We start from the raw sequence: 21,068 nt of genomic DNA, 5'->3' as shown, positions 1-21,068 counted from the left end.
TGCGATATGGGTACTATGAAAACGGCAGAGCTGGCGGCTCTGCAATGCTTGGCATATAACAAAATCTCTGGATTTTCTGTAGGTCTAACTACAATAGCAAGAAATTCAAGCGTAAAAATCATAAAAAACTCAGATGCAAATGAGCTACAGCCTGATGAGTCTGGAATCAGCTTATTGATCGGAACGGAATACTTTATCGTTTATGACGATACTCAAAGCAAGGGTCGTTGCAGATTTACGATTGCTCACGAATTAGGTCATATTTTCTTGGGTCACTTATTGACCGGCACAAAAGAGCGTAGAGCGGCGGTTTCTAAAAGACCGATAATTGAACAAGAAGCAGATCTGTTTGCTTCTCGCCTTTTGTCTCCTACTTGTGTTCTGTGGGGGCTTGGACTTAAAATGCCCGCTCAGATATCAAAGTTTTGCGGGCTGTCTTACACCGCCTCAAAGATAAGATGTTATCAAATGCAGCCGATATACAAACGAAACGAATACACAATGTGTGATCTTGAACGTGAAGTATATGGCAATTTTAAAGAGTTCATTGATAAGAACAAAATGAGGGCGGATAAATGAAAATGATGTATATTGTTTATTCGGCAGATAAAAAGCCGCTAGGCATTTTCAAAGATAGAAAGTCAAGAGATAGACAGCTTAAACGCTGCGGCGGCAGTTATAAAAGTGTTAATGTTCGCAGCGTCAAGCGGGCATACAAGGACGTAAAGGGGTGCGATATTCTAATGACAGCAAAGGAACTAGCAAAGCTAATGGACTGTGTGGGCAACTCTGAGCATAGCGATAATGCTTTTGAGAGCAAAATAAACACGTTTATGGACAAATACGGAGATAAAAAGAACATAAGCACATATAACGATATGATGACCGATCTTGTTAAGATAGCTGACAATGAGCGATATAATTCATTTGCTCAGGGATTTGAAACGGCGGTATCACTGATATTAAGCAGGGAGTTGATTTGAAATGATAAAAAGTAAAGTTATACCTACAATGATAGAAGAACTTCTTTTAACCTCTGAAAGCAACGCAGGGAGTTATGAGTCGGAGAGTTTTAGTGAAGCGTATGATAAATTCTATGAAAAATTATGGAAGATTGAAAAAGAAATGAACCGTGATGACTTAATCGATAGCAACGACGGCGGCGACTTGGCAAATGTGTTGTATGGTGCACAACACGATTACTTCAAAGCGGGCTTTCGTGCAGGCGTTAGGCTGCTTATTGAAAGCTTGGGTGCAGATATATAATAAACATAAAGAGCAGGCGTTAAAACCTGCTCTTTTGCTTTCAAGTATGCAATTTTCAAAGCCATAATGACCAAACAATGACCAAAACGCAGGCGGCGAAAAATAAAAAAGCTCACAAGCCACGCAATTACGTGATTTGTGAGACTTAATACTTGGCGCGGATTGAGAGATTTGAACTCTCGCGCCCGTTTCCAGACCTACTCCCTTAGCAGGGGAGCCCCTTCACCACTTGGGTAAATCCGCAAACTACTGTATATAAAAAATGTGGCGGACAGGGTGGGATTCGAACCCACGGTACGTTGCCGTATCACTGGTTTTCAAGACCAGCTCCTTAAACCACTCGGACACCTGTCCACATCTTTATTTCGCCACTTTCAGCTCTCTGCCTCAGCGACTTAATTATTATAGCACAGATATCACGGCTTGTCAACCCTTTTTCTGAATTTTTTTTCGATTTTTGCGAAAAAGTTTTTTGTACACGAAAAATTGCATTTTCCTGCATTTTGTAGGCAATTATCCTTCCTGCACTTGACGAAATCATAGAAATATGGTATAATAAATTAATTTCTGATTTAAGTGAGCTTGTTATCACGTTAAGCCCACAGGTGGAAATAATTTTTTATGGAGGCGACTTTATTTATGAAAATGACTGTAAGTCAGGCTATGGTTGAATGTTTGAAAGCTGAGAATATCAAGGTCGTCTTCGGCTATCCCGGAGCTGCTATCTGTCCGTTTTACGACGCTTTGCTGGATGCTGAAAACGACATCAAGCAGGTGTTGGTGAGACAGGAAGCTAACGGCGGCCACGCTGCAAACGGCTACGCCCGTATATCGGGAAAGCCTGCGGTATGTATCGCAACATCGGGCCCTGGCGCAACTAACCTTATCACGGCTATCGCTACCGCTTATGCGGATTCTATACCTATTATATGTATAACAGGTCAGGTAAACACCGATCAGATCGGTTCTGACGTTTTCCAAGAGGCTGACATAACAGGTTCGGCTGAACCATTCGTTAAGCACAGCTATCTGCTGAAAGACCCTAACGATCTTGCAAGAGTGTTCAAGGAGGCTTTCTATATTGCAGGTACGGGCAGACCGGGTCCTGTTCTTATCGACGTGCCGATGGACGTTCAGAAGGCTGTGATAGACTTTGAGTATCCCGAAAAGTGCGAGATAAGAAGCTATAAGCCCACCACAAAGGGCAATTATCTTCAGATAAAGCGTGTGCTTTCCTCCCTTGAAGAGGCTGAGAAGCCACTTATCTGTATCGGCGGAGGCGTGTTCGCTTCAAACGCTCAGCAGGAGATAACAAAGCTTGCCGAGATCATGCAGATACCTGTTATCACAACGATGATGGGCATTTCGGTTTTCGCAAGCAACGATCCACTTTTCTGTGGTATGCTCGGTACTCACGGCGTTAAAATGGCAAACGCTGCGGTCAATGAGTGCGACGTGCTTTTCCTCGTCGGCGCAAGAGTTGGTGACAGAGCTGTCAAAACACCGCTGGCGCTTGAAAAGACTACAAAGATTTTACATATAGATATCGACCCTGCGGAGATAGGTAAGAATATCGCCACGGATTATCCGCTGGTCGGCGACGCAAAGCTTGTGCTGGAGCAGATGATCGAACTTGCAAAGCCAATGCGTCACGATGAATGGATCGCCCATATCAAAGAGCTTGGCGGAGAGAGAAAGTATATTCAGCCGCCAAAGGGCACAGTCAATCCGAGAGTTTTCATCGACAGGCTGGCTGAGAAAATGCCTGACGACGTGACTGTTGTTGCAGACGTTGGACAAAATCAGATATGGACGTGTACTGAATACAAGTTCCGCAAGGGCGGCAGACTGCTGACCTCGGGCGGAATGGGTACAATGGGCTATTCAGTCCCAGCGGCTATCGGCGCAAAAATGGCTGACGAGAGCAGACCGACTATCGCTATCTGCGGCGACGGCTCTTTCCAAATGTCATTTATGGAGCTTGCGACTGCGGTGCAGTTCGGCGTTGATATCAAGGTGGTCGTAATGACCAACACCCGCCTTGGAATGGTGCGAGAGCTTCAGACTATCGGCTATCACGACAGACAGACCGCCGTTTTCCTTGACGGCTCGCCGGACTTTATCAAGCTGGCGGAAGCTTACGGTATCCCAGCCCTGCGTGTCAGCGATGACGAGAGTATGGAAAAGGGCATCGAAATGCTTGCAAATCACAAGGGAATATGCCTTGTGGAAGTCGTTGTAGATAAGGATATGCCGACTTTGTAATGCTTTTGTGTCTTTAACAGTATATAGCGTTTGCGTTCAAGAAATCTTAATAAATAACTGGTATAATAAAAAATTGTAGGGAAACGTTTCCCTATTGGAGGTTTAGCTTATGAAGCATACAATTTCAGTTCTTGTGGAAAATCACAGCGGTGTTCTTTCGAGAATATCGGGACTGTTTTCAAGAAGAGGCTTTAATATCGAAAGCCTTGCGGTAGGCCCGACGCACGACCCTGCCGTATCAAGAATAACGATAGTTGCCGACGGCGACGAGCATACAGTAGAGCAGATCGAAAAGCAGCTCAACAAGCTTATCGAAGTTATCAAGGTCAAGACCTTTGGCAGAGACGAGTATCTTGCAAGAGAGCTTATGATCGTCAAGATTGCGGTGCAGGCGGACAAGAGAAGCGAGGTTATGACTATCGCCGAAGTAACAGGCGCAAAGGTTATGGACATCACCCTCAGCACTATGACGCTTGAGCTTTGTGACACTTATGCACACCTTTGCAGATTTGAAGAAGTTATCGAGCCTTATGGAATAATCGAGATGGTAAGAACGGGAACGATCGCCATCGAGAAGGGTTCAGATACATTCAACGCAAAGAAATAATTTTGATTATATAGCCGTGAGGCTACATAAAATACATTTAAAATTTCTAAATTTGGAGGAATTAACAATGGCACAGGCAAGAATTTTCTATCAGCAGGATTGCGACATTAATGTACTCAAGGGTAAGAGAGTTGCCATTATCGGTTACGGTTCACAGGGTCACGCTCACGCACTCAACCTCAAGGAGAGCGGCGTTGACGTAGTAGTAGGTCTTTATGAAGGTTCTAAGAGCTGGGCAAAGGCTGAGCAGCAGGGTCTCACAGTTATGACAACTGAGGACGCTGCAAAGACATCTGATATCATTATGATCCTTATCCCAGATGAGAAGCAGGCTGCGCTTTATAAGAAGTCTATCGAGCCATACCTCACAGAAGGTAAGACTCTTGCATTCGCACACGGTTTCAACATTCACTTTGGTTGTATCGTACCGCCTAAGAATGTTAACGTTATTATGATCGCTCCTAAGGCTCCTGGTCACACAGTACGTTCTGAGTACCAGGCTGGTAAGGGTACACCTTGCCTTATCGCAGTTGAGCAGGACGCAACAGGCAACGCACAGGATATCGGTCTTGCATATGCACTTGGTATCGGCGGCGCAAGAGCTGGTGTTCTTGAGACAACATTCAGAACAGAGACTGAGACAGACCTCTTCGGTGAGCAGGCAGTTCTTTGCGGCGGTGTTTGCGCACTTATGCAGGCAGGTTTCGAGACACTTTGCGAAGCTGGTTATGACCCAAGAAACGCATACTTTGAGTGTATCCACGAGATGAAGCTCATCGTTGACCTTATCTATCAGTCAGGCTTCGAGGGTATGAGATATTCTATCTCCAACACAGCTGAGTATGGCGATTACATCACAGGACCAAAGATCGTTACAGAGGATACAAAGAAGGCTATGAAGAAGGTACTTGCTGACATTCAGGACGGTACATTCGCTAAGGACTTCCTCCTCGATATGTCCGACGCTGGTTCACAGGTTCACTTCAAGGCTATGAGAAAGCTTCACGCTGAGCACCCATCTGAGAAGGTTGGTAAGGAGATCAGAAAGCTTTACAGCTGGAACAACGATGACGAGAAACTCATCAACAACTAATTTGCAGAATTAATATTATTGCATAAAGAAAAGACGACTTGCAAACGTAAGTCGTCTTTTTTCTTTTTAATTCGCTTTTTCAACCTCGCTACTCTATGTTTGTTAATAGCTGTACGTTAGTCGCCCGATAACGTTACTGCACTTGTCGAGCAATGGGACGTCGAGGACGCCGTCCCCTACATATTAAATGCAGGGGACTCCTATGGTCGTCCGTTGTTTTGTCAAGATAATGCGCTGTCCTTTGCATCATAAGTTTCAACGCTGTCGTGCTCATCGGTGGTATATGAATAGACCGTATCTCCCTCGATCGTGACATCGACCTGCTTCACATCATAAGCGCTGCCGTCCTTATCCTTTTCAAAGTATACCGAAAAATCAATGGTCGACAGGTCAAGATCGCCGTATTCTCTATCGTGTGACAGCATATCGAGCCAAAGCTCATATGCAAAAAGCTGCGCCGTGACGTTATCTGAACTATCAATATCGGGCACATTAGACAGCGCAAGCTCCTTCGCAAGGTCAAGTGAGTTTACAGTATCAAAGTGAAGCTTTTTGCCGTCGGTGTTATACTGCGTCATGAGCGCCTGCGCCTTTTCAAAGATATACTGCGCCGTTTTCCACGGGCTTGCCTCTGCATAAGTGTTTGAAAACGGGGCGGAAGTATACACATTCCAGTTGTCGCCGTTGTCATAATTATACAGCGTAAAGCTATCGCTGAGCATATCAACGGTGAAATAATCCGCCGACATATCGAACGCTAGATCGGAGTTTTTTATGGCTTTAAGGGTCAAAAGTGTCAGGCTTTCGGCTGTGGTATGGCCATTTTGCGCATAGTCTGACTTTACATATTCTGTTATATCATTGCTGCTCATAATATCGCTGTAATAATCATAATCGGCAGGGGAGTAGCTGAAAACGGCGTCATCGGGGCTTTGCAAGGCGTTTTCGTCATAGATATCCAGCAGATCGGATTTGAGCTGGTCGGCCATATTCACCGCCGCTGTGGTGAAGCTTTCATCGCTTCCGTATTTCAGCGAAATCTCGTTATCGCCGTCCGATATGGTTATGCGACTTTTGCTGCTTTCAATGTGCAATTCTATCCTGCAATTTACCGCCCTGTTGAACATTTCATTATCGAGCGATTTTATCTCCGACAGGATATCAATGGCCAGCGAATATGGCTCATAGCTGTTATCTGCCGTCATAAAATCAACGCTTGGAAGTCCGCTGTCAGTCAGTTCCAGAAGTTCGACATAATATCTTGTGCTGTGTCCTTTGCCCTCAATGTTTTTGTCATAATCGCCGTCATAGGTGATATCGCAGGAGGTTGGGCTGCCTGTTATTATGCAAAGCTTATCCTCAGTCGTTTTAGTGCAGTCGAGAACTGTCTTGGCAAGCTTCAAGAAGTCCGCCGAGAAGAATTTTTGATCGTCCGTTTTGTTGGTATCGGCGTTATCAGCCGTGGTGTTTGAAACTGCGTTTGTGTTTGTGCCTGTATTCGGCTCATTGTCGTGAATGTTCTGCGCCATAAACACGCCGCCCGATACCACCAGCACCACCGCTGCAGCTGCCGCAACAATGCTTGCCGCCTTGTGGTGGGATATCCTCGCAGGCTTATTGTCAGTCGGCTGAGCCTTGGTCTCGGCGGCTTTTATATCACCGCTTTGCTGTGGAAAACGCTGTCTGAGCGTTTCTTTTAGCTGAGCTTTTTTTTCGTCCGAAAGGCTTGCAGCTGCGAAATATTTTTTTATATCATTCTCGTTCATACGCTCATCTCCTTTTCTTTGTCTGCTTTTTGGCTGTCGTAATCCGAAAGCGACAGCTTCAATTTTTCTCTTGCTCTTTTAAGCCGTGAAGTAACCGTACCCTTTTTCGTGCCGAGGATATGTGCGATCTCCTCAGCCTTATAGCCCTGAAAATAGAAAAGATAGAGCACGGTCTTATATTTTTCGTCCAGCCCGTTCATAGCGTTTTGCACATCTATCTGCATATCGGGGGCTGAAAAATCCTTGCTGAGCGAAGCCGAGTTATCGTCGCTGCGAAGTCGTCGGCCTGCCGATCGTATCAGATCTTTTGAAAGATTGATAGCCGTTCGCAGCAGCCAAGCTTTCAAATGCTCGTCGTCGCTAAAGGAAAGCTCCTGCTGCTTAGTGAAATATTTTATCAGCACCTCGCTGGTTACATCCTCGGCTTCGCACACGTTCCCCGTGCAGGACAGCGCCGCACGGTAGATATCGTCCGCAAACCTATCAACGACATAATCTATGTTCATTCTTTTTTTACCTCGCTACTCTATATTTGTGCACCGCTGTACTCTTGTGTCCGATAACGTTACTTTTGCTTAATGAGCGACATAGCTACCAACTTTGTTGAAAGACCTTTCATCTATAACACGAATGAGCAGGGCGTTTGATTGCAAAAAAAGAGCGAAAAAATTTATTTTTTTCGCTCTTTTAAATTCATGATTTACTTGTTTTAACATACGACCACCAGCCGTCGCCCAAATTGCCTTCTCCTCCGGCTGAACTCAGCGGCGAGGTATAGACGTAATAGCAGTCATAAATGGTGTAAAATGTCACCGCCAGACCGTCACAGTCGATATACTCGATGTTCCTGCGCTCCAGCTCTTCAATCTGCTTCTTGATCTCCTTGCAATTCTTATCGGAACTTATGGACTTAACCGAGCGCTTGCCCTTTCTGAGGGGCGCATTCTCACTGGAAGTATTCTCGATCATAAAGTCCGCAACTGTCTGAAAAGTCTCTTTATTGTCGTTGAAGACCGCCTTGATAGTGCTGTCGCTGCGCATATAATGCTGGTGCCAGAATCCCAGCGCCACCGCAATTATAATGACTATCCAAATTATCCACTTGATTTTGCGGCCTGTCGACCATTTGCGGAGCTTGCCGCTCTCGTCGATGTCATCATCGTGGACGACTGGGTTTACCTCTTCGCTCATTTTTTTAGATACGCCTCCAGTCTATAAATAGGCATTCCCATATCTGAGAAGCGCTTTTCATATTCCGTGACGATGTTGCCCTCGAAATCGCTGTTGTGCAGGTCGAGAGAAATATTTTTCAGCCCGTAATCAGCGGCGGAAAATTCTTCGAGAGAGAACTCAAAGAAGTGCATATTATCGGTCTTTTGATATATCTCGCCGCCCTCTTTCAGCAGTCTGCGGTATATCTCGAGAAAGCCCCTGTATGTAAGTCTATGGCGTGCATAGGTGTTCTTTGGATATGGGCAGCTGAAATTGAGATAAATGCTCTCCACCGATTTTTCGGGGATAAAGCAGTCAAGATATTCCGCCTCGCCCCTTGCAAAGCGCAGGTTGTGGATATTCTCATCTATCGCCATTTGCGCAGCGTCAACGATAACGTTGCTGCTTTTTTCAACGGCAAGAAAGTTCTTATGGGGGGTTCTCTTTGCGATCTCCCTTGCGAACTGACCCTTTCCGCAGCCTATCTCCAGCACCAGCGGATCGCTGTTGCCGAACACTTTTTCAAAGTCGATTATCGCCTTGTTTGACTTGTCCTGAAAGTTCTTTTCCTCTCGGTCAAGATATATGATATAATCTCCGCAGGCTTCAAGACGTGCCTCGAGATTTTTCTTTCTTCTCATTCTCATTGGAATAATTTCTCCTATTTGTTTTTGGTATATTTGTGCAAAAAGTAATCCTGATCGGAGGTTACATTGAGCCATTGCACCGCCGAACCTGTCAGCAGATTTTCATAAGGATACACCGTCAGCATAACCTCGGGGGTGTCGTCACCATTGAAATGGGGCGTCACCTTGAAAGCAATCTCGCAGTTTATCCGCTGGATAACTTCCTCTTCCGTCATTTTTCTAAAGAGCACGGAGGTGTCCTTTTCGGTTATGGGTATCTTTGAAAACTTTGCTTGATATATCTTCTTGCCGTCGCTTTTTGTCACAAGCTTGAGATCGTACTTGACGACTGTTATCTTTCCGCCGTGGTTCTCATAATACTCAACGTCTGAAAATGTGACCCTGCCGTCGTTGACAGCGTCTCCCGATATTGATACGCACAGCCCCTTGTCGGAAGCTTTTCCGGCGCTTTCAACGCCAAAAGCGAATGGCAGTCCGTCTATCATAACCTCGCCGCAGGTGGAAAATTCAAGCTTCACCTGCTGTTTTATAAACTTCTTGAATGGATTTTTCATATCCGCTCCTTATTTATTGTTGTCATTGCAAGGCTCAAAAACGCCCTTGATCTCGTTAAGGCTCACCGCCAGCACATCGTCAGATGAGGGGTTCTTGACGAAATAATACGTGGTCTCAACATATCTGTAAACACCGTCGTCGCCAAGCTGCCTTGTGGTCAGCACGATGTTTTCCTCGCCTTTTTTATATGCTTCAAGCTGTGCATTGCGGTCATATGTATCAACAAAAGCCTGCCTGTCGGCTTCATATACCGTCTCAGCAGCTTTGACGATCATCTCATCAAATTCCCCTGTTGAATGGCAGCTCTTTGTGGCAAAATTCTCATAGGTCACCATATAATAGCTGTTGTGGGACAAATTTATCATAAGTATCAGCGGAAATTTTTTCATCACAACTTCTTGAAGCATTGAATTAGCGCTGCACATTGACTGAACGGAAAGGATATCGTTCTTTTCCGTGCCCTTGCCGCTGTTGCAAAGCTTAACAAAATCTGACTGCGGCATTGGCTTTGCAAAGAGAAAGCCCTGTATGCTGTTGCAGCCGCAGGTGCGCAGGAAGCCAAGCTGTTCCTTTGTCTCAACGCCCTCTGCCACCGTCGACATTCTGAGCCGCCTTGCAAAGGAGAAAATACTTTCCAGCACAACACGCTCTTTCTCGTTCTCACAATTTTCGCTGATAAGAGACTTGTCGATCTTGAGTACGTTGGCAGGGATATCTTTCACAAGGCTCAGCGATGAAAAACCGCTGCCGAAATCGTCGATAGATACCGAAAAGCCCAGCTCTCTGATACTCGTGGCAAAGCGTATCACCGCCTGTGTATCCTCCGCCACCGCCGATTCTGTCAGCTCGATCTCGATAAGATCGTAAGGTATCTTGTATTTGTCCGTTATCTCAACAAGCTTCTGCGCCACCTTTTTCTCATCGGTGTGAACTCTTAAAAAGTTCACCTATATGGTGGCAATGTTCCTGCCAACCATTATCTCGCCCTGCAGAAATTCGCAGACCTGCTCCAGCACATACCAGTCAAGGTCGATGACCATTCCGTTCTCTTCAAGAAGCGGGATGAATTTCATCGGCGGCACGATCTCGCCCTCTGGGGATATCCACCTCGACAGCGCCTCCGCACCCACGATCTTGTTAGTAAGAGCGTCAAACTTCGGCTGATAGTAAACAACTATATTTTTATTTTGCAAAGCTTCTTTAAAAAGCTCGCTTATATCGTCCTTCGTGATATCAAAACTCATACTTATTGTCGCACCTGATTTTTCTGTTTGATCTCAATGTCAAAATGTAAAGTTTACAGCGCCACCTGCACGCCGCCAACAGGACGGATAGAAAGCACATAGCAAGAGCCTTCGCCGAATACTCTCTCCATTTCAGCCTTAAAGCTGTCAAGCTTGCTGACCGGCACGAAAGCCTGTATAGTTCCTGCAAAACCGCCGCCGTGAACTCTGCTTGCGCCATCGCCGTCAAGCACCTGCTTTGCAAGGTAAAGTGCAAGTGAAAGTCCCTGCTCGTTTGGCGCAGAGGAAGCGTAAATGTTCTGGAGATACTTGAATGAAGAGTCGCCCGACTCGTTTATGAGCTTGAGGAAAGCGTCAAAATCGCCCTTTGAAAGTGCGGAAGCTTCCTTGCCAACTCTCTCGTTATCGTCAAAGAAGTGAAGCGCCCTGAGCACAGCTCTGTCGCTGCACTTTTCTCTAACTGCGGAGATGTTTTCAAGAAGCTGCTCCTTTGTGAGCTCTCTGAGCACCGTTTTGCCAAAGAAAGCCGCAACAGACTTCATCTCGGTTGGGATAGCCGCATACTCAGGTGTAAGGTCAGCGTGATTGCCCTTTGTATCAACGATGCAGAGTGCGTGACCGCTCTTTGCAAAATCAAACTTTACTGAGTTTATAACAGGGTTCTTTTCGTCAGCAAAATCTATTGTGATAAAGCCGCCCACGGAAGAAGCCATCTGATCCATAAGTCCCGAAGGCTTGCCGAAATAAACGTTCTCCGCAAACTGTGCAAGCTGTGCGATTTCAACGGCGGAAACTGCGCCGTCATTGTAAAGTCCGTTGAGTATAGTTCCCACCAGCACTTCATAAGCCGCAGAAGATGAAAGTCCCGAACCCTTGAGCACGTTTGATGTGCAGTAAGCCTTGAAGCCGCCGACCTTGTGGCCGTTCTTCTTGAAGCCTGCTGTCATACCTCTGATAAGTGCGGCGGAAGTGTTCTTCTGCTCTTCATAGATAGTGTCGTCCTCGGCGTTTACTGTGTCCATTGGGAAGCCCTCGGACTTGATCGTTACAACGTTCTCCTCTGTGTCGGGAGCGACTGCCGCAATGATATCAAGTGAAACGCCAGCTGCAAGAACGCAGCCGTAATTGTGGTCTGTGTGGTTTCCGCCGACCTCTGTTCTGCCGGGAGCAGAGAAGAAAGCCGTCGGCTTTTCGTTGTAGAGCTTTTCAAACTCAGCGGCAGCGTCAAGATATCTCTGTCTCTGAGCTTCAACCATATCGGCTGTGTAGATTTCGTCAAGTGTATACGTCATCATAAAAATATATCCTCCGTTGATTTGATAATATCATACTTACACTCATTATACTATAAAACCAAACTTTTTTCAAGTCAAAAGGACAAATATTCACTCATAAAAAACAATTAAATTAAGTTAACAATTCTAAATATATGTTTTATCCACAGAAGTGAGCATAACAATTTATGCAAATCGTATATTGTCAAAATTTCTGTTGCTTTTTAGGCATTTTTGTGATATAATAAATTGTATATATTTGATTTATTGTTTATTTTACCAGCTTTCAAGTGAGGGCTGGCTATCGAAAGGAAAGATTTATTGTATGAAAAAACTTATGCTTGGAAACGAAGCCTTCGCAAGAGGTCTCTATGAAGCAGGCTGTAAGGTCGTATCTTCATATCCCGGTACGCCTTCAACAGAAATCACCGAAGCTGTTGCAAAGTATGACGATGTATACGCTGAGTGGGCGCCAAACGAAAAGGTCGCAATGGAAGTTGCTCTCGGTGCGTCTATCGGCGGCGCAAGAAGCTTCTGCGGAATGAAGCACGTTGGTCTCAACGTTGCCGCTGACCCACTTTACACGGCAGGCTATACAGGTGTTACAGCAGGTATGGTAATAGCCGTTGCCGACGACCCGGGTATGCACTCATCACAGAACGAGCAGGACTCACGTCATCACGCTATCGCTTCAAAGACAATGATGATCGAGCCTTCCGACTCGGGCGAGTGCAAGGAATTCGCAAAGGCAGCTTTCGAGCTTTCTGAAAAGTTCGACGTTCCTGTTATCGTAAGACTTTCAACAAGAGTTTCCCACTCTCAGTCAGCCGTTGAGCTTTGCGAGAGAGAGGAAAGGGACAATATCCCATATGAAAAGAATATCCAGAAATATGTTATGATGCCGGGTAACGCTATCCGCCGCCACCCTATCGTTGAGGCAAGAATGAAGGCTATCGCTGATTATGCCGAGACTTCACCACTCAACAAGGTGGAAATGAACGACACTAAGATCGGCGTTATCACAAGCGGTATCTCATATCAGTACGCAAAGGAAGCGCTGGGCGATAAGGCTTCATATCTCAAGCTCGGTATCGTTAATCCAATGCCTGTTCAGATAATAAAGGACTTTGCCGCAAAGTGCGAAAAGGTTTATGTTATCGAAGAGCTTGACGACGTTATCGAAACACATTGCAAAAAGAACGGCGTAAACGTTATCGGCAAGGAGCTTTTCAGCCTTATGGGCGAGATCTCACAGACTATCGTTGCCGAAAAGATACTTGGCAAGAAGCCGGAGTTTGATACATTCGCAGAGAACGTGCCTGTAAGACCGCCTGTTATGTGTCCGGGATGTCCTCACAGAGGTCTGTTCTATTGCCTGCATAAGCTTGGCGTTATGGTATCGGGCGATATCGGCTGCTATACTCTCGGCGCAACAGCACCTCTTTGTGCAATGGATTCAACTATCTGTATGGGCGCTTCTATCAGCGGTCTCCACGGCTTCAATAAGGCAAGGGGAGCTGAGTCTGAAAAGAAGTCCGTTGCAGTTATCGGCGACTCTACATTTATGCACAGCGGTATGACAGGCCTTGTAAATGTTGCGTATAACTCCACAAATTCAACAGTTATCATTCTCGATAACTCTATCACAGGTATGACAGGCCACCAGCAGAACCCTACAACAGGTAAGAACCTCAAGGGTGACCCTGCATATGCAGTTGATCTTGAAATGCTATGTCATTCTCTCGGTATCAAGAGCGTTAGAGTAGTTGACCCATATCATATGGCTGAGACCGAAGCAGTTATCAAGGAAGAACTTGCTAAGGAAGAGCCTAGCGTTATCATTTCAAGACGTCCTTGCGCTCTGCTCAAGTATGTAAAGCACAACCCACCGCTCAAGGTAAACAAGGATAAGTGCGTTGGCTGTAAGCAATGCTTGAAGATCGGCTGTCCTGCTATCTCTATCCACGAGGGCAAGTGCGTCATCGACCATACACAATGCGTTGGCTGCGGCATATGCAAGGAAATGTGTAAGCTTGGCGCTATCTGCGATTAATTTAAGTTGAATGATAACATATATTTGAGGTGTAAATAATGGAAACTAGATCAATTATGATAGTAGGCGTTGGCGGACAGGGTTCGCTTCTCGCTTCAAGAATAATAGGAAACGTGCTCCTTTCACAGGGCTTTGACGTAAAGGTCAGCGAGGTGCACGGAATGAGCCAGCGTGGCGGTTCTGTGGTTACATATGTAAAGTACGGCAGCGAGGTATGTTCACCTGTTGTTGAAAAAGGCGAAGCTGATATCATCATCAGCTTTGAGCAGCTTGAAGCAGCAAGATATGTGCCATTTCTCAAAAAGGGCGGCCATATCGTAACTTCAACTCAGCAGATCGACCCTATGCCTGTTATCACAGGTGCGGCTGTTTATCCTGAGGATATCATCGGAAAGCTCAAAGGTATGGGCGTTGATGTTATCGCTGTTGACGCGCTTTCACTTGCCGAGCAGGCCGGTACTGCAAAGGCTTCAAACGTTGTGCTTATGGGCGTGGTGTCCACAAAGATGAACTTTGACGAAGCTGTTTGGCAGAAAGCACTTGAAGAGTGCGTTCCTGCAAAGTTCCTTGAGCTCAACAAGAAGGCTTTCGCCCTTGGCAGAGAGGTAAAATAAATGGACGAGATCAGCAGCCTTATCCTTAAAATGACGGAATTCTTTGCAGACGATCCGAAGCGTATCCAGCACTTTATAAAGGTGCACAGCTTTGCCCGTGTTATCGGCAGGGCAGAGGGGCTTGACATCAAGACTATGTATTGCCTTGACGTTGCGGCAGTCGTCCACGATATCGGCATAAAGCCTGCTGAGGAAAAGTACGGAAAAGGTCATTGCGGCGGAAAGCTCCAAGAGGAGCTTGGTTCTGCCCCTGCAAGAGAAATGCTCGCAGAGCTTGACTTTGATGAGGATATCATCGACAGGGTGTGCTTTCTCATCGCTCATCATCATACCTATGAGGGCGTTGAAGGTCTTGATTGGCAGATACTTCTCGAGGCGGATTTTCTCGTGAACGCCTTTGAGGACAGCCTTTCAAAGGAAAGCATAGCAAAGTTTCGTGACAAGGTCTTTAAGACCAAAACAGGCATAAAGCTGCTGAACGATATGTTCGGTATCAAATAGGAAATAATAGATCATCAAAACAGGAGGTGTGTTCCATTGGGTAAATATTGGAACGAAGAGATCGAGTGTATGGCTCACGAAGATATGAAAAAGCTTCAGAGCGAAAGACTTGTAAAGCAGGTCAAGCACGTTTGGGATAACGTGCCATACTACAAAAAGCTTATGGAAGAAAAAGGCGTTACTCCCGACGATATCCACGGCGTTGAGGATCTTCACAAGCTGCCGTTCCTTTCAAAGGCAGATCTGCGTGACGCTTATCCTTACGGCCTGCTGGCAAAGCCGCTTTCAGAGTGTGTGAGAATACACTCAACGAGCGGAACCACGGGCAAGCGTGTTGTGGCATTCTATACCCAGCACGATATCGACTTGTGGGACGATTGCTGCGCTAGAGCTATCGTTGCAGCAGGCGGAACAAAGGACGATGTTTGTCACGTTGCATATGGTTACGGACTTTTCACAGGCGGTGCAGGTCTTAACGGCGGTTCTCATAAGGTGGGCTGCCTTACTCTGCCAATGTCATCGGGCAACACAGAAAGACAGATACAGTTTATGCAGGATCTCGGCTCAACTATTCTTTGCTGTACTCCGTCATATGCCGCTTATATCGGCGAGACTGTAAAGGAAATGGGTATCAAGCCTGAAAACCTCAAGCTCAAGGCTGGTATTTTCGGCGCTGAACCTTGGACAGAGGAAATGCGCCACGAGATCGAGAAGCTTCTCGGTATCAAGGCGTACGATATCTATGGACTTACAGAAACAAGCGGCCCGGGCGTAGCTTTCGAGTGCGAAGAGCAGACAGGTATGCACATCAACGAAGATAACTTTATCGCTGAGATAATCGACCCAGACACAGGGGAAGTGCTCCCGGAGGGTTCAAAGGGCGAGCTTGTTTTCACAAGTATCACAAAGGAAGCATTCCCTCTGCTGAGATACAGAACAAGAGATATCTGTATCCTTACAAGAGAAAAGTGCTCCTGCGGCAGAACCCTTGTTAAAATGTGCAAGCCGATGGGCAGAAGCGACGATATGCTCATCATCAAGGGCGTAAACGTGTTCCCATCACAGATCGAGTCGGTGCTCCTCAAGATATCAAAGGCAAGCCCGAACTATCAGATCGTTGTTGACAGAGTAAACAATGCCGATACATTCGAGATCAGAGTAGAGCTCAATGACGATATGTTCTCCGACACAATAAAATCTATCGAAGAGCTTGAAAAGAAGATATCAAACGATATCCACAATATTCTTGGCATAAAGGCAAAGATTAGACTTGTTGAGCCAAAGAGCATTCCACGTTCTGAGGGCAAGGCAGTAAGAGTTATCGACAAGAGAAAGCTTGTCTGACCGTAAAGATCGGGGGTAATAATATGACAGTAAAACAGCTTTCAGTTTTTATTGAAAACAGACCTGGCAGATTGTCTGCCGTTACAAAAATACTTGGGGATAACGATATCAATATCCGTGCAATGTCCCTTGCTGACACAAAGGATTTCGGTATTTTGAGACTTATCGTTGACGACAGCGACAAGTCTAAGGCAGTCCTCAAGGAAAACGGCTTCTCCGTTACTGAAACAGGCGTGCTCGCAGTAAAGATAAGCGACACACCGGGCGGACTTGCTGCGGCAATGCAGACACTTTACAACGATAACATAAGCGTTGAGTATATGTATTCCGCATTTATAAACACACAGGATAACACGGCATATCTTATTGTGAGAGTTGAAAACGTCACATCGGCGGTGCAAGCTCTGACAGAAGCAGGCTTTGCGCTGGCGACACAGGACGTGCTCAGCGACATTTAAGTTTGTCTATGTTAACGCTCAGTCATTTTTGTATATAAGCAATGTGAAATTTTTATGAAATCACGCAAACCTCTTGATTTTTTCTCAAAATGTGATATTATATAAGTATAGGTATTTTAAGGCTTGTTGCCTGTACCTTTAGAATTTATGTTATCTTTATATAAGGAGGTCTGTAAAAATGGCTTACAAGATTAGTGACGAGTGCGTTGGCTGCGGCGCTTGTATGGACGCCTGTCCAGTAGGAGCAATCTCTGAGGTTGACGGAAAGTGCGTTATCAACGCTGACGAGTGTATTGACTGCGGTTCTTGCGCAGGTACTTGCCCTGTTGGTGCACCACAGGCTGAGTAATTTATACATAGCTGAAAAATAAAACGTCTGTCCATTGCGGGCAGACGTTTTTTGTTTTGCTGTTGCGCTTTTTATTTATTGACGATATCCTTGATGACTTCGCCTGCGATGATAAGACCAACAGTTGACGGCACGAATGCGTTTGAACCGGGGATATCACGGCGAGCAGTGCATTTTCTTGCAGTACCGGGAGGGCAAATGCAATGCTGACGGCAGGATATAGCCATATCTTCGATAGGTCTGATAGGCTGTTCCTCAGAGTAAACCACCTTGAGCTTTTTGATACCGTACTTTTTGAGCTCACGGCGCATAACCTTTGCAAGAGGGCAGACCTTTGTGCTGTAAATGTCAGCCACCTTGAATGCTGTCGGGTCGAGCTTGTTACCTGCGCCCATTGATGAAATAACAGCGGTCTTTGAAGCCTCGGCACGCCTTATTATCTCGATCTTTCCTGTTACTGTGTCGATAGCATCGATAACATAGTCGTACTGTGAAAAATCGAACTGATCGGCGGTGTCGGGCATATAAAAGCACTTGTATGTGTTCACTGTTATGTCGGGGCATATATCGTGCACACGATCTGCGGCAACATCGACCTTGTATTTGCCAACTGTGCTTCTTGTTGCGAATATCTGACGATTAAGATTTGTGAGACAGACCTTGTCATCGTCAATAAGATCGAGCGTTCCAACGCCGCTTCTTGCCAGCGCCTCAACGGCATATCCGCCCACGCCGCCTATTCCGAAAACAGCAACTCTGCTGTTCCAAAGCTTTTCCATAGCCTCTTTGCCGAAAAGAAGCTCCGTTCTTGAAAACTGATTAAGCATACCTGTATATTCCAGCCTTTCATAAAGACGGCATTGAAAGCTTCGCCGTCTGCATATAACTGAGAATAATCATACCATAAAACTATAATTAATTCAAGGGCGATAACTAGAGCGATTTATTAATTTTCTGATAATTCACCGAAATTTACCGCGAATCATCGGAGAAAAGTAAAATCTGCGCCGATATCGTTGCAATATGTAAAAAAAGTGCTATAATATAACGTGAAAGAAGGTCATAATATGTGGTTTGTATTTGCACTTTTGTCAGCGGTATTCGCCGCCGCAACGTCAATACTTGCAAAGGTCGGTATTGACGGGGTGAATTCTAATCTTGCTACCGCCGTGCGTACCTGCGTCGTGCTGGTAATGGCTTGGGCAATGGTTTTCATCACCCATACTCAGGGCGGAATAACGTCTATCGGAAAGAAAAGCTGGGTGTTCCTTATACTTTCGGGTCTGGCAACGGGCGCTTCTTGGCTGTGCTATTATAAGGCGCTCCAAATGGGCAGCGCTTCAAAGGTGGCACCTGTGGACAAGCTCAGCGTTGTTATCACACTTATCCTTGCGGTAATATTTCTCCACGAGGATTTCACGGCAAAGTCAGCTATCGGTGCGGCGCTTGTCACCGCCGGCACTATCTTAATGGTAATTTAAGGAGCAAATAATACAATGAGTATCGAAATAAAAGCTGTGGAAGTCACCGACGCCGCAGAGCTTTTGGAAATTTATCGCCCATATGTTGAAAAGACCGCCATAACATTTGAATATGACGTGCCGACTGTGGAGGAATTCTCTCAGCGTATCGTCAGCATAAAGGCTCGCTATCCGTATATCAAAGCTGTGGAAAACGGCGAGATATTGGGCTATGCCTATGCAGGCGTTTTCAAGGACAGGGCCGCCTATGACTGGTCGGTGGAGACAACGGTATATGTCAAAGAGGGTCAGCACCGCAAGGGTATCGGCAGAATGTTATACGCCAAACTTGAGCGCTGCCTTGCTTTGCAGAATATCACAAATCTTTATGCCTGCATTGCCTGCACCAAAACAGAGGACGAATATCTCACCAACGACAGCGTGAGATTTCACGAAAGGCTTGGCTATAAGCTTGTGGGCACTTTCGGGGGCTGCGCATATAAATTCGGCAGGCGTTACGATATGGTTTGGCTTGGGAAACAGCTCAAAGAGTATTCCGGTCAGCCGCCAAAGGTGATAAGTTTTCCCGAAGCTTGCAAAATAACTTCAAATTCATAAAAAGTGCTTGAATATGCTGCTAAAATATGATAAAATATATAGCGGCTTTTATGATAATTTATTGATTTAAAGGAGCAAATTTATGGATCTGCAAGAATTGAGAAGTAATATAAATGCTATCGACGAACAGCTTCAGAAGCTTTTTAATCAGCGTATGGGGCTGTGCTTTAAGGTGGCTGAATACAAGATCGCAAACGATCTGCCTGTTTTTCAGAGCGGACGTGAGCAGGAGATACTTGAACGAGTTGGCGCAAACGCTCCCGAGGGGCTTGCAAGCGCTTCAAAGGTCTTTTTCCAGAATATTATGGATATCTCAAAGTGCCGCCAGTATCAGGAGCTTTTTGCGGATTTCGATAAGATAGAGTACAAAAAACTGGACTTGTCAGGTAAAAAGACCGTTGCGGTTCCGGGAACCAGCGGCTCTTATTCACACATCGCTTGCGGACAGATATTCGAGGATTTCGAGCCGATATTCTTTGAGGACTTTGACGACGTGTTCAAGACCGTTGAAAACGGCGGCGCAGATTTCGGTATCCTGCCTATCGCAAATTCAACGGCAGGCTCTGTGGGTCAGACCTATGAGCTTATGAAAAAGCACGATTTCAAGATATGTGCCGCAACAAAGGTAAAAATATCCCATTGCCTTGCTGTGAAAAAGGGTACAAAGTTCGAGGATATCAAGATAGTTTATTCTCACGAACAGGCGCTTAGCCAATGCTCTGACTTTTTGGCAGACAACGGCTTGAAGAGCCATAAGTACGCAAATACGGCGATAGCGGCTTGCTACATAAAGGAAAGCAGCGAGCCTTATGCGGCGATATGCTCTGAGACCTGCGCAAAGGAGCAGGGGCTTGAGATACTTCGCCGTGATATCGCAAACGCTGCGGAGAATTACACTAAGTTCATTTTGATCTCAAAGGAGACCTTGCGCTCCGATAACGCAAACATCGTGTCGGTGTCTCTTTCCCTGCCGCACACATCATCGGCGCTTTACAGACTGCTGACAAAGTTCTCCGTTGCAGGCCTTAACCTTTCGATGATCGAAAGCCGACCTATCGCAAACACGGATTTTGACGTTGTTTTCTATCTCGATTTCGAGGGCGCTATCAATTCGCCCGACGTTGCAAAGCTTATGAGCGAGCTCAATTCTGAGCTTTCCTATTTCAAGTTTCTTGGCAACTATGAAGAAATATAACGTTGGAGGGATAAAAATGCGTATCGGACACGGTTATGACGTTCACAAGCTGGTCGAGGGAAGAAAGCTTATCCTCGGCGGAATTGAGATAGAGTATGAAAAAGGCCTGCTAGGCCATTCTGACGCAGACGTCCTCGCCCACGCAATTATGGACGCTGTGTTGGGGGCACTTGCCTTGGGGGATATCGGACATCTTTTTCCCGATAACGACCCCGCATATGAGGGCGCTGACAGTATGAAGCTTATGGCTGAGGTATGCAGGATAATCAAGGAAAAGGGTTATAATATCGGCAATATCGACGCCACGATCTGTGCCCAGCGACCGAAGCTTGCGCCCTATATCGTGAAAATGCGTGAGCGTATCGCCGAAGTCTGCGGCTGCGATATCTCGCAAATATCAGTCAAAGCCACCACCGAAGAGGGACTTGGCTTTACAGGCGAAGGCCTTGGCATATCGGCAACGTCTGTGTGCCTGCTGGAAGAAATATAATACAAAATCAAAAGGACTGCTGTCATAAAACTCAGCAGTCCTTTTTTGTCGCAATTC

At 45.9% G+C, this 21,068-nt stretch carries 23 protein-coding genes, 2 tRNA genes and 1 pseudogene; 16 read left to right on the top strand and 10 right to left on the bottom strand.

What is annotated here, in order from left to right; all coding sequences use genetic code 11:
- The first annotated feature begins 6 nt into the window (after window positions 1-6).
- From QZ371_RS09000 to QZ371_RS08990, 3 genes are read left to right on the top strand one after another with little or no spacing between them, the layout of a single operon-like run.
- Window positions 7-579, top strand: coding sequence for an ImmA/IrrE family metallo-endopeptidase (locus tag QZ371_RS09000; RefSeq protein ID WP_295211791.1), 573 nt, complete (start codon window positions 7-9; stop codon window positions 577-579).
- Window positions 576-983 (top strand): hypothetical protein, encoded by a 408-nt coding sequence (locus tag QZ371_RS08995; RefSeq protein WP_295211789.1) that lies wholly within the window; start codon window positions 576-578, stop codon window positions 981-983. Before QZ371_RS09000 ends, QZ371_RS08995 begins: the two co-directional genes overlap by 4 nt.
- Before the next feature lies 1 nt (window position 984).
- A complete protein-coding gene (locus QZ371_RS08990; protein WP_295211788.1) occupies window positions 985-1,266 on the top strand; it encodes a hypothetical protein in 282 nt (93 codons plus the stop codon).
- 153 nt (window positions 1,267-1,419) lie between these two features.
- Here QZ371_RS08990 and QZ371_RS08985 read toward each other — a convergent pair.
- Together QZ371_RS08985 and QZ371_RS08980 are read right to left on the bottom strand one after the other, a co-directional pair.
- A tRNA-Ser gene (locus QZ371_RS08985) sits at window positions 1,420-1,509 on the bottom strand.
- Window positions 1,510-1,531: 22 nt separating this feature from the next.
- Window positions 1,532-1,620, bottom strand: a tRNA-Ser gene (locus QZ371_RS08980).
- Between the two features lie 285 nt (window positions 1,621-1,905).
- On the opposite strand from QZ371_RS08980, the gene ilvB reads away from it, so the two are divergent.
- From ilvB to ilvC, 3 genes are all read left to right on the top strand, one after another.
- Complete coding sequence (gene ilvB / locus QZ371_RS08975; protein WP_295211787.1) at window positions 1,906-3,531, top strand: biosynthetic-type acetolactate synthase large subunit; 1,626 nt, start codon at window positions 1,906-1,908, stop codon at window positions 3,529-3,531.
- 109 nt (window positions 3,532-3,640) lie between these two features.
- Entirely contained in the window at window positions 3,641-4,138 is a 498-nt protein-coding gene (ilvN, locus tag QZ371_RS08970; protein ID WP_295211785.1) for an acetolactate synthase small subunit, read from the top strand.
- Between the two features lie 67 nt (window positions 4,139-4,205).
- Window positions 4,206-5,231, top strand: a complete 1,026-nt coding sequence (gene ilvC / locus QZ371_RS08965; RefSeq protein WP_295211784.1) for a ketol-acid reductoisomerase — start codon at window positions 4,206-4,208, stop codon at window positions 5,229-5,231.
- A 221-nt stretch (window positions 5,232-5,452) separates the two neighbouring features.
- Here ilvC and QZ371_RS08960 read toward each other — a convergent pair whose 3' ends face one another.
- The 7 genes and pseudogenes from QZ371_RS08960 to QZ371_RS08930 form a co-directional block, all read right to left on the bottom strand.
- Entirely contained in the window at window positions 5,453-6,997 is a 1,545-nt protein-coding gene (locus tag QZ371_RS08960) for a hypothetical protein (protein ID WP_295211783.1), read from the bottom strand.
- Window positions 6,994-7,503: a sigma-70 family RNA polymerase sigma factor gene (locus QZ371_RS08955; RefSeq protein ID WP_295211782.1), complete on the bottom strand. Its 510-nt coding sequence runs from the start codon at window positions 7,501-7,503 to the stop codon at window positions 6,994-6,996. Before QZ371_RS08955 ends, QZ371_RS08960 begins: the two co-directional genes overlap by 4 nt.
- A gap of 187 nt (window positions 7,504-7,690) precedes the next feature.
- Window positions 7,691-8,188, bottom strand: coding sequence for a hypothetical protein (locus QZ371_RS08950; protein WP_295211781.1), 498 nt, complete (start codon window positions 8,186-8,188; stop codon window positions 7,691-7,693).
- The gene (gene trmB / locus QZ371_RS08945) at window positions 8,185-8,856 is read right to left on the bottom strand and encodes a tRNA (guanosine(46)-N7)-methyltransferase TrmB (protein WP_295211780.1); all 672 of its coding nucleotides are present in this window, start codon (window positions 8,854-8,856) and stop codon (window positions 8,185-8,187) included. The genes QZ371_RS08950 and trmB overlap by 4 nt, the downstream gene beginning before the upstream one ends.
- Window positions 8,857-8,870: 14 nt before the next feature.
- Entirely contained in the window at window positions 8,871-9,410 is a 540-nt protein-coding gene (locus QZ371_RS08940) for a hypothetical protein (protein ID WP_295211779.1), read from the bottom strand.
- A gap of 9 nt (window positions 9,411-9,419) precedes the next feature.
- Window positions 9,420-10,655 (bottom strand): annotated as a pseudogene (locus QZ371_RS08935) (EAL domain-containing protein).
- Between the two features lie 53 nt (window positions 10,656-10,708).
- Window positions 10,709-11,950: a galactokinase family protein gene (locus QZ371_RS08930; protein WP_295211778.1), complete on the bottom strand. Its 1,242-nt coding sequence runs from the start codon at window positions 11,948-11,950 to the stop codon at window positions 10,709-10,711.
- Between the two features lie 304 nt (window positions 11,951-12,254).
- On the opposite strand from QZ371_RS08930, the gene iorA reads away from it, so the two are divergent.
- The 6 genes from iorA to QZ371_RS08900 all read left to right on the top strand — a co-directional run bounded on the left by iorA (window position 12,255) and on the right by QZ371_RS08900 (window position 17,248).
- The gene (gene iorA / locus QZ371_RS08925; RefSeq protein ID WP_295211777.1) at window positions 12,255-13,982 is read left to right on the top strand and encodes an indolepyruvate ferredoxin oxidoreductase subunit alpha; all 1,728 of its coding nucleotides are present in this window, start codon (window positions 12,255-12,257) and stop codon (window positions 13,980-13,982) included.
- Window positions 13,983-14,020: 38 nt separating this feature from the next.
- Window positions 14,021-14,596 carry an indolepyruvate oxidoreductase subunit beta gene (locus QZ371_RS08920; protein WP_295211776.1) on the top strand — a complete coding sequence of 192 codons (576 nt, stop codon included), beginning with the start codon at window positions 14,021-14,023 and terminating at the stop codon, window positions 14,594-14,596.
- The gene (locus QZ371_RS08915) at window positions 14,597-15,097 is read left to right on the top strand and encodes an HD domain-containing protein (RefSeq protein WP_295211774.1); all 501 of its coding nucleotides are present in this window, start codon (window positions 14,597-14,599) and stop codon (window positions 15,095-15,097) included. It begins immediately after the preceding gene.
- A gap of 36 nt (window positions 15,098-15,133) precedes the next feature.
- Window positions 15,134-16,441: a phenylacetate--CoA ligase family protein gene (locus QZ371_RS08910; protein WP_295211772.1), complete on the top strand. Its 1,308-nt coding sequence runs from the start codon at window positions 15,134-15,136 to the stop codon at window positions 16,439-16,441.
- Window positions 16,442-16,464: 23 nt separating this feature from the next.
- Window positions 16,465-16,899 (top strand): ACT domain-containing protein, encoded by a 435-nt coding sequence (locus QZ371_RS08905; RefSeq protein WP_295211771.1) that lies wholly within the window; start codon window positions 16,465-16,467, stop codon window positions 16,897-16,899.
- A gap of 178 nt (window positions 16,900-17,077) precedes the next feature.
- Window positions 17,078-17,248, top strand: coding sequence for a 4Fe-4S binding protein (locus QZ371_RS08900; protein WP_295211770.1), 171 nt, complete (start codon window positions 17,078-17,080; stop codon window positions 17,246-17,248).
- A gap of 71 nt (window positions 17,249-17,319) precedes the next feature.
- On the opposite strand, the gene QZ371_RS08895 is transcribed toward QZ371_RS08900, so the two are convergent.
- On the bottom strand, window positions 17,320-18,075 hold the full coding sequence (locus QZ371_RS08895; RefSeq protein ID WP_295211769.1) for a tRNA threonylcarbamoyladenosine dehydratase: 756 nt from the start codon (window positions 18,073-18,075) through the stop codon (window positions 17,320-17,322).
- 240 nt (window positions 18,076-18,315) lie between these two features.
- Between QZ371_RS08895 and QZ371_RS08890 the strand changes: the two genes are divergently transcribed.
- The 4 genes from QZ371_RS08890 to ispF all read left to right on the top strand — a co-directional run bounded on the left by QZ371_RS08890 (window position 18,316) and on the right by ispF (window position 21,011).
- A complete protein-coding gene (locus tag QZ371_RS08890) occupies window positions 18,316-18,729 on the top strand; it encodes an EamA family transporter (protein ID WP_295211768.1) in 414 nt (137 codons plus the stop codon).
- A gap of 15 nt (window positions 18,730-18,744) precedes the next feature.
- Window positions 18,745-19,326 carry a GNAT family N-acetyltransferase gene (locus tag QZ371_RS08885; RefSeq protein ID WP_295211767.1) on the top strand — a complete coding sequence of 194 codons (582 nt, stop codon included), beginning with the start codon at window positions 18,745-18,747 and terminating at the stop codon, window positions 19,324-19,326.
- Window positions 19,327-19,408: 82 nt separating this feature from the next.
- The gene (locus QZ371_RS08880; RefSeq protein WP_295211766.1) at window positions 19,409-20,521 is read left to right on the top strand and encodes a bifunctional chorismate mutase/prephenate dehydratase; all 1,113 of its coding nucleotides are present in this window, start codon (window positions 19,409-19,411) and stop codon (window positions 20,519-20,521) included.
- 16 nt (window positions 20,522-20,537) lie between these two features.
- Window positions 20,538-21,011: a 2-C-methyl-D-erythritol 2,4-cyclodiphosphate synthase gene (ispF, locus tag QZ371_RS08875; protein WP_295211765.1), complete on the top strand. Its 474-nt coding sequence runs from the start codon at window positions 20,538-20,540 to the stop codon at window positions 21,009-21,011.
- The last annotated feature ends 57 nt before the right edge of the window (window positions 21,012-21,068 follow it).

Source organism: Ruminococcus sp. (assembly GCF_019423705.1).
In the GTDB taxonomy this organism is placed as follows: domain Bacteria; phylum Bacillota; class Clostridia; order Oscillospirales; family Ruminococcaceae; genus Hominimerdicola.
Note: the sequence above shows the minus strand (reverse complement) of the source record. Positions and strands in the feature narration are given on the sequence as shown.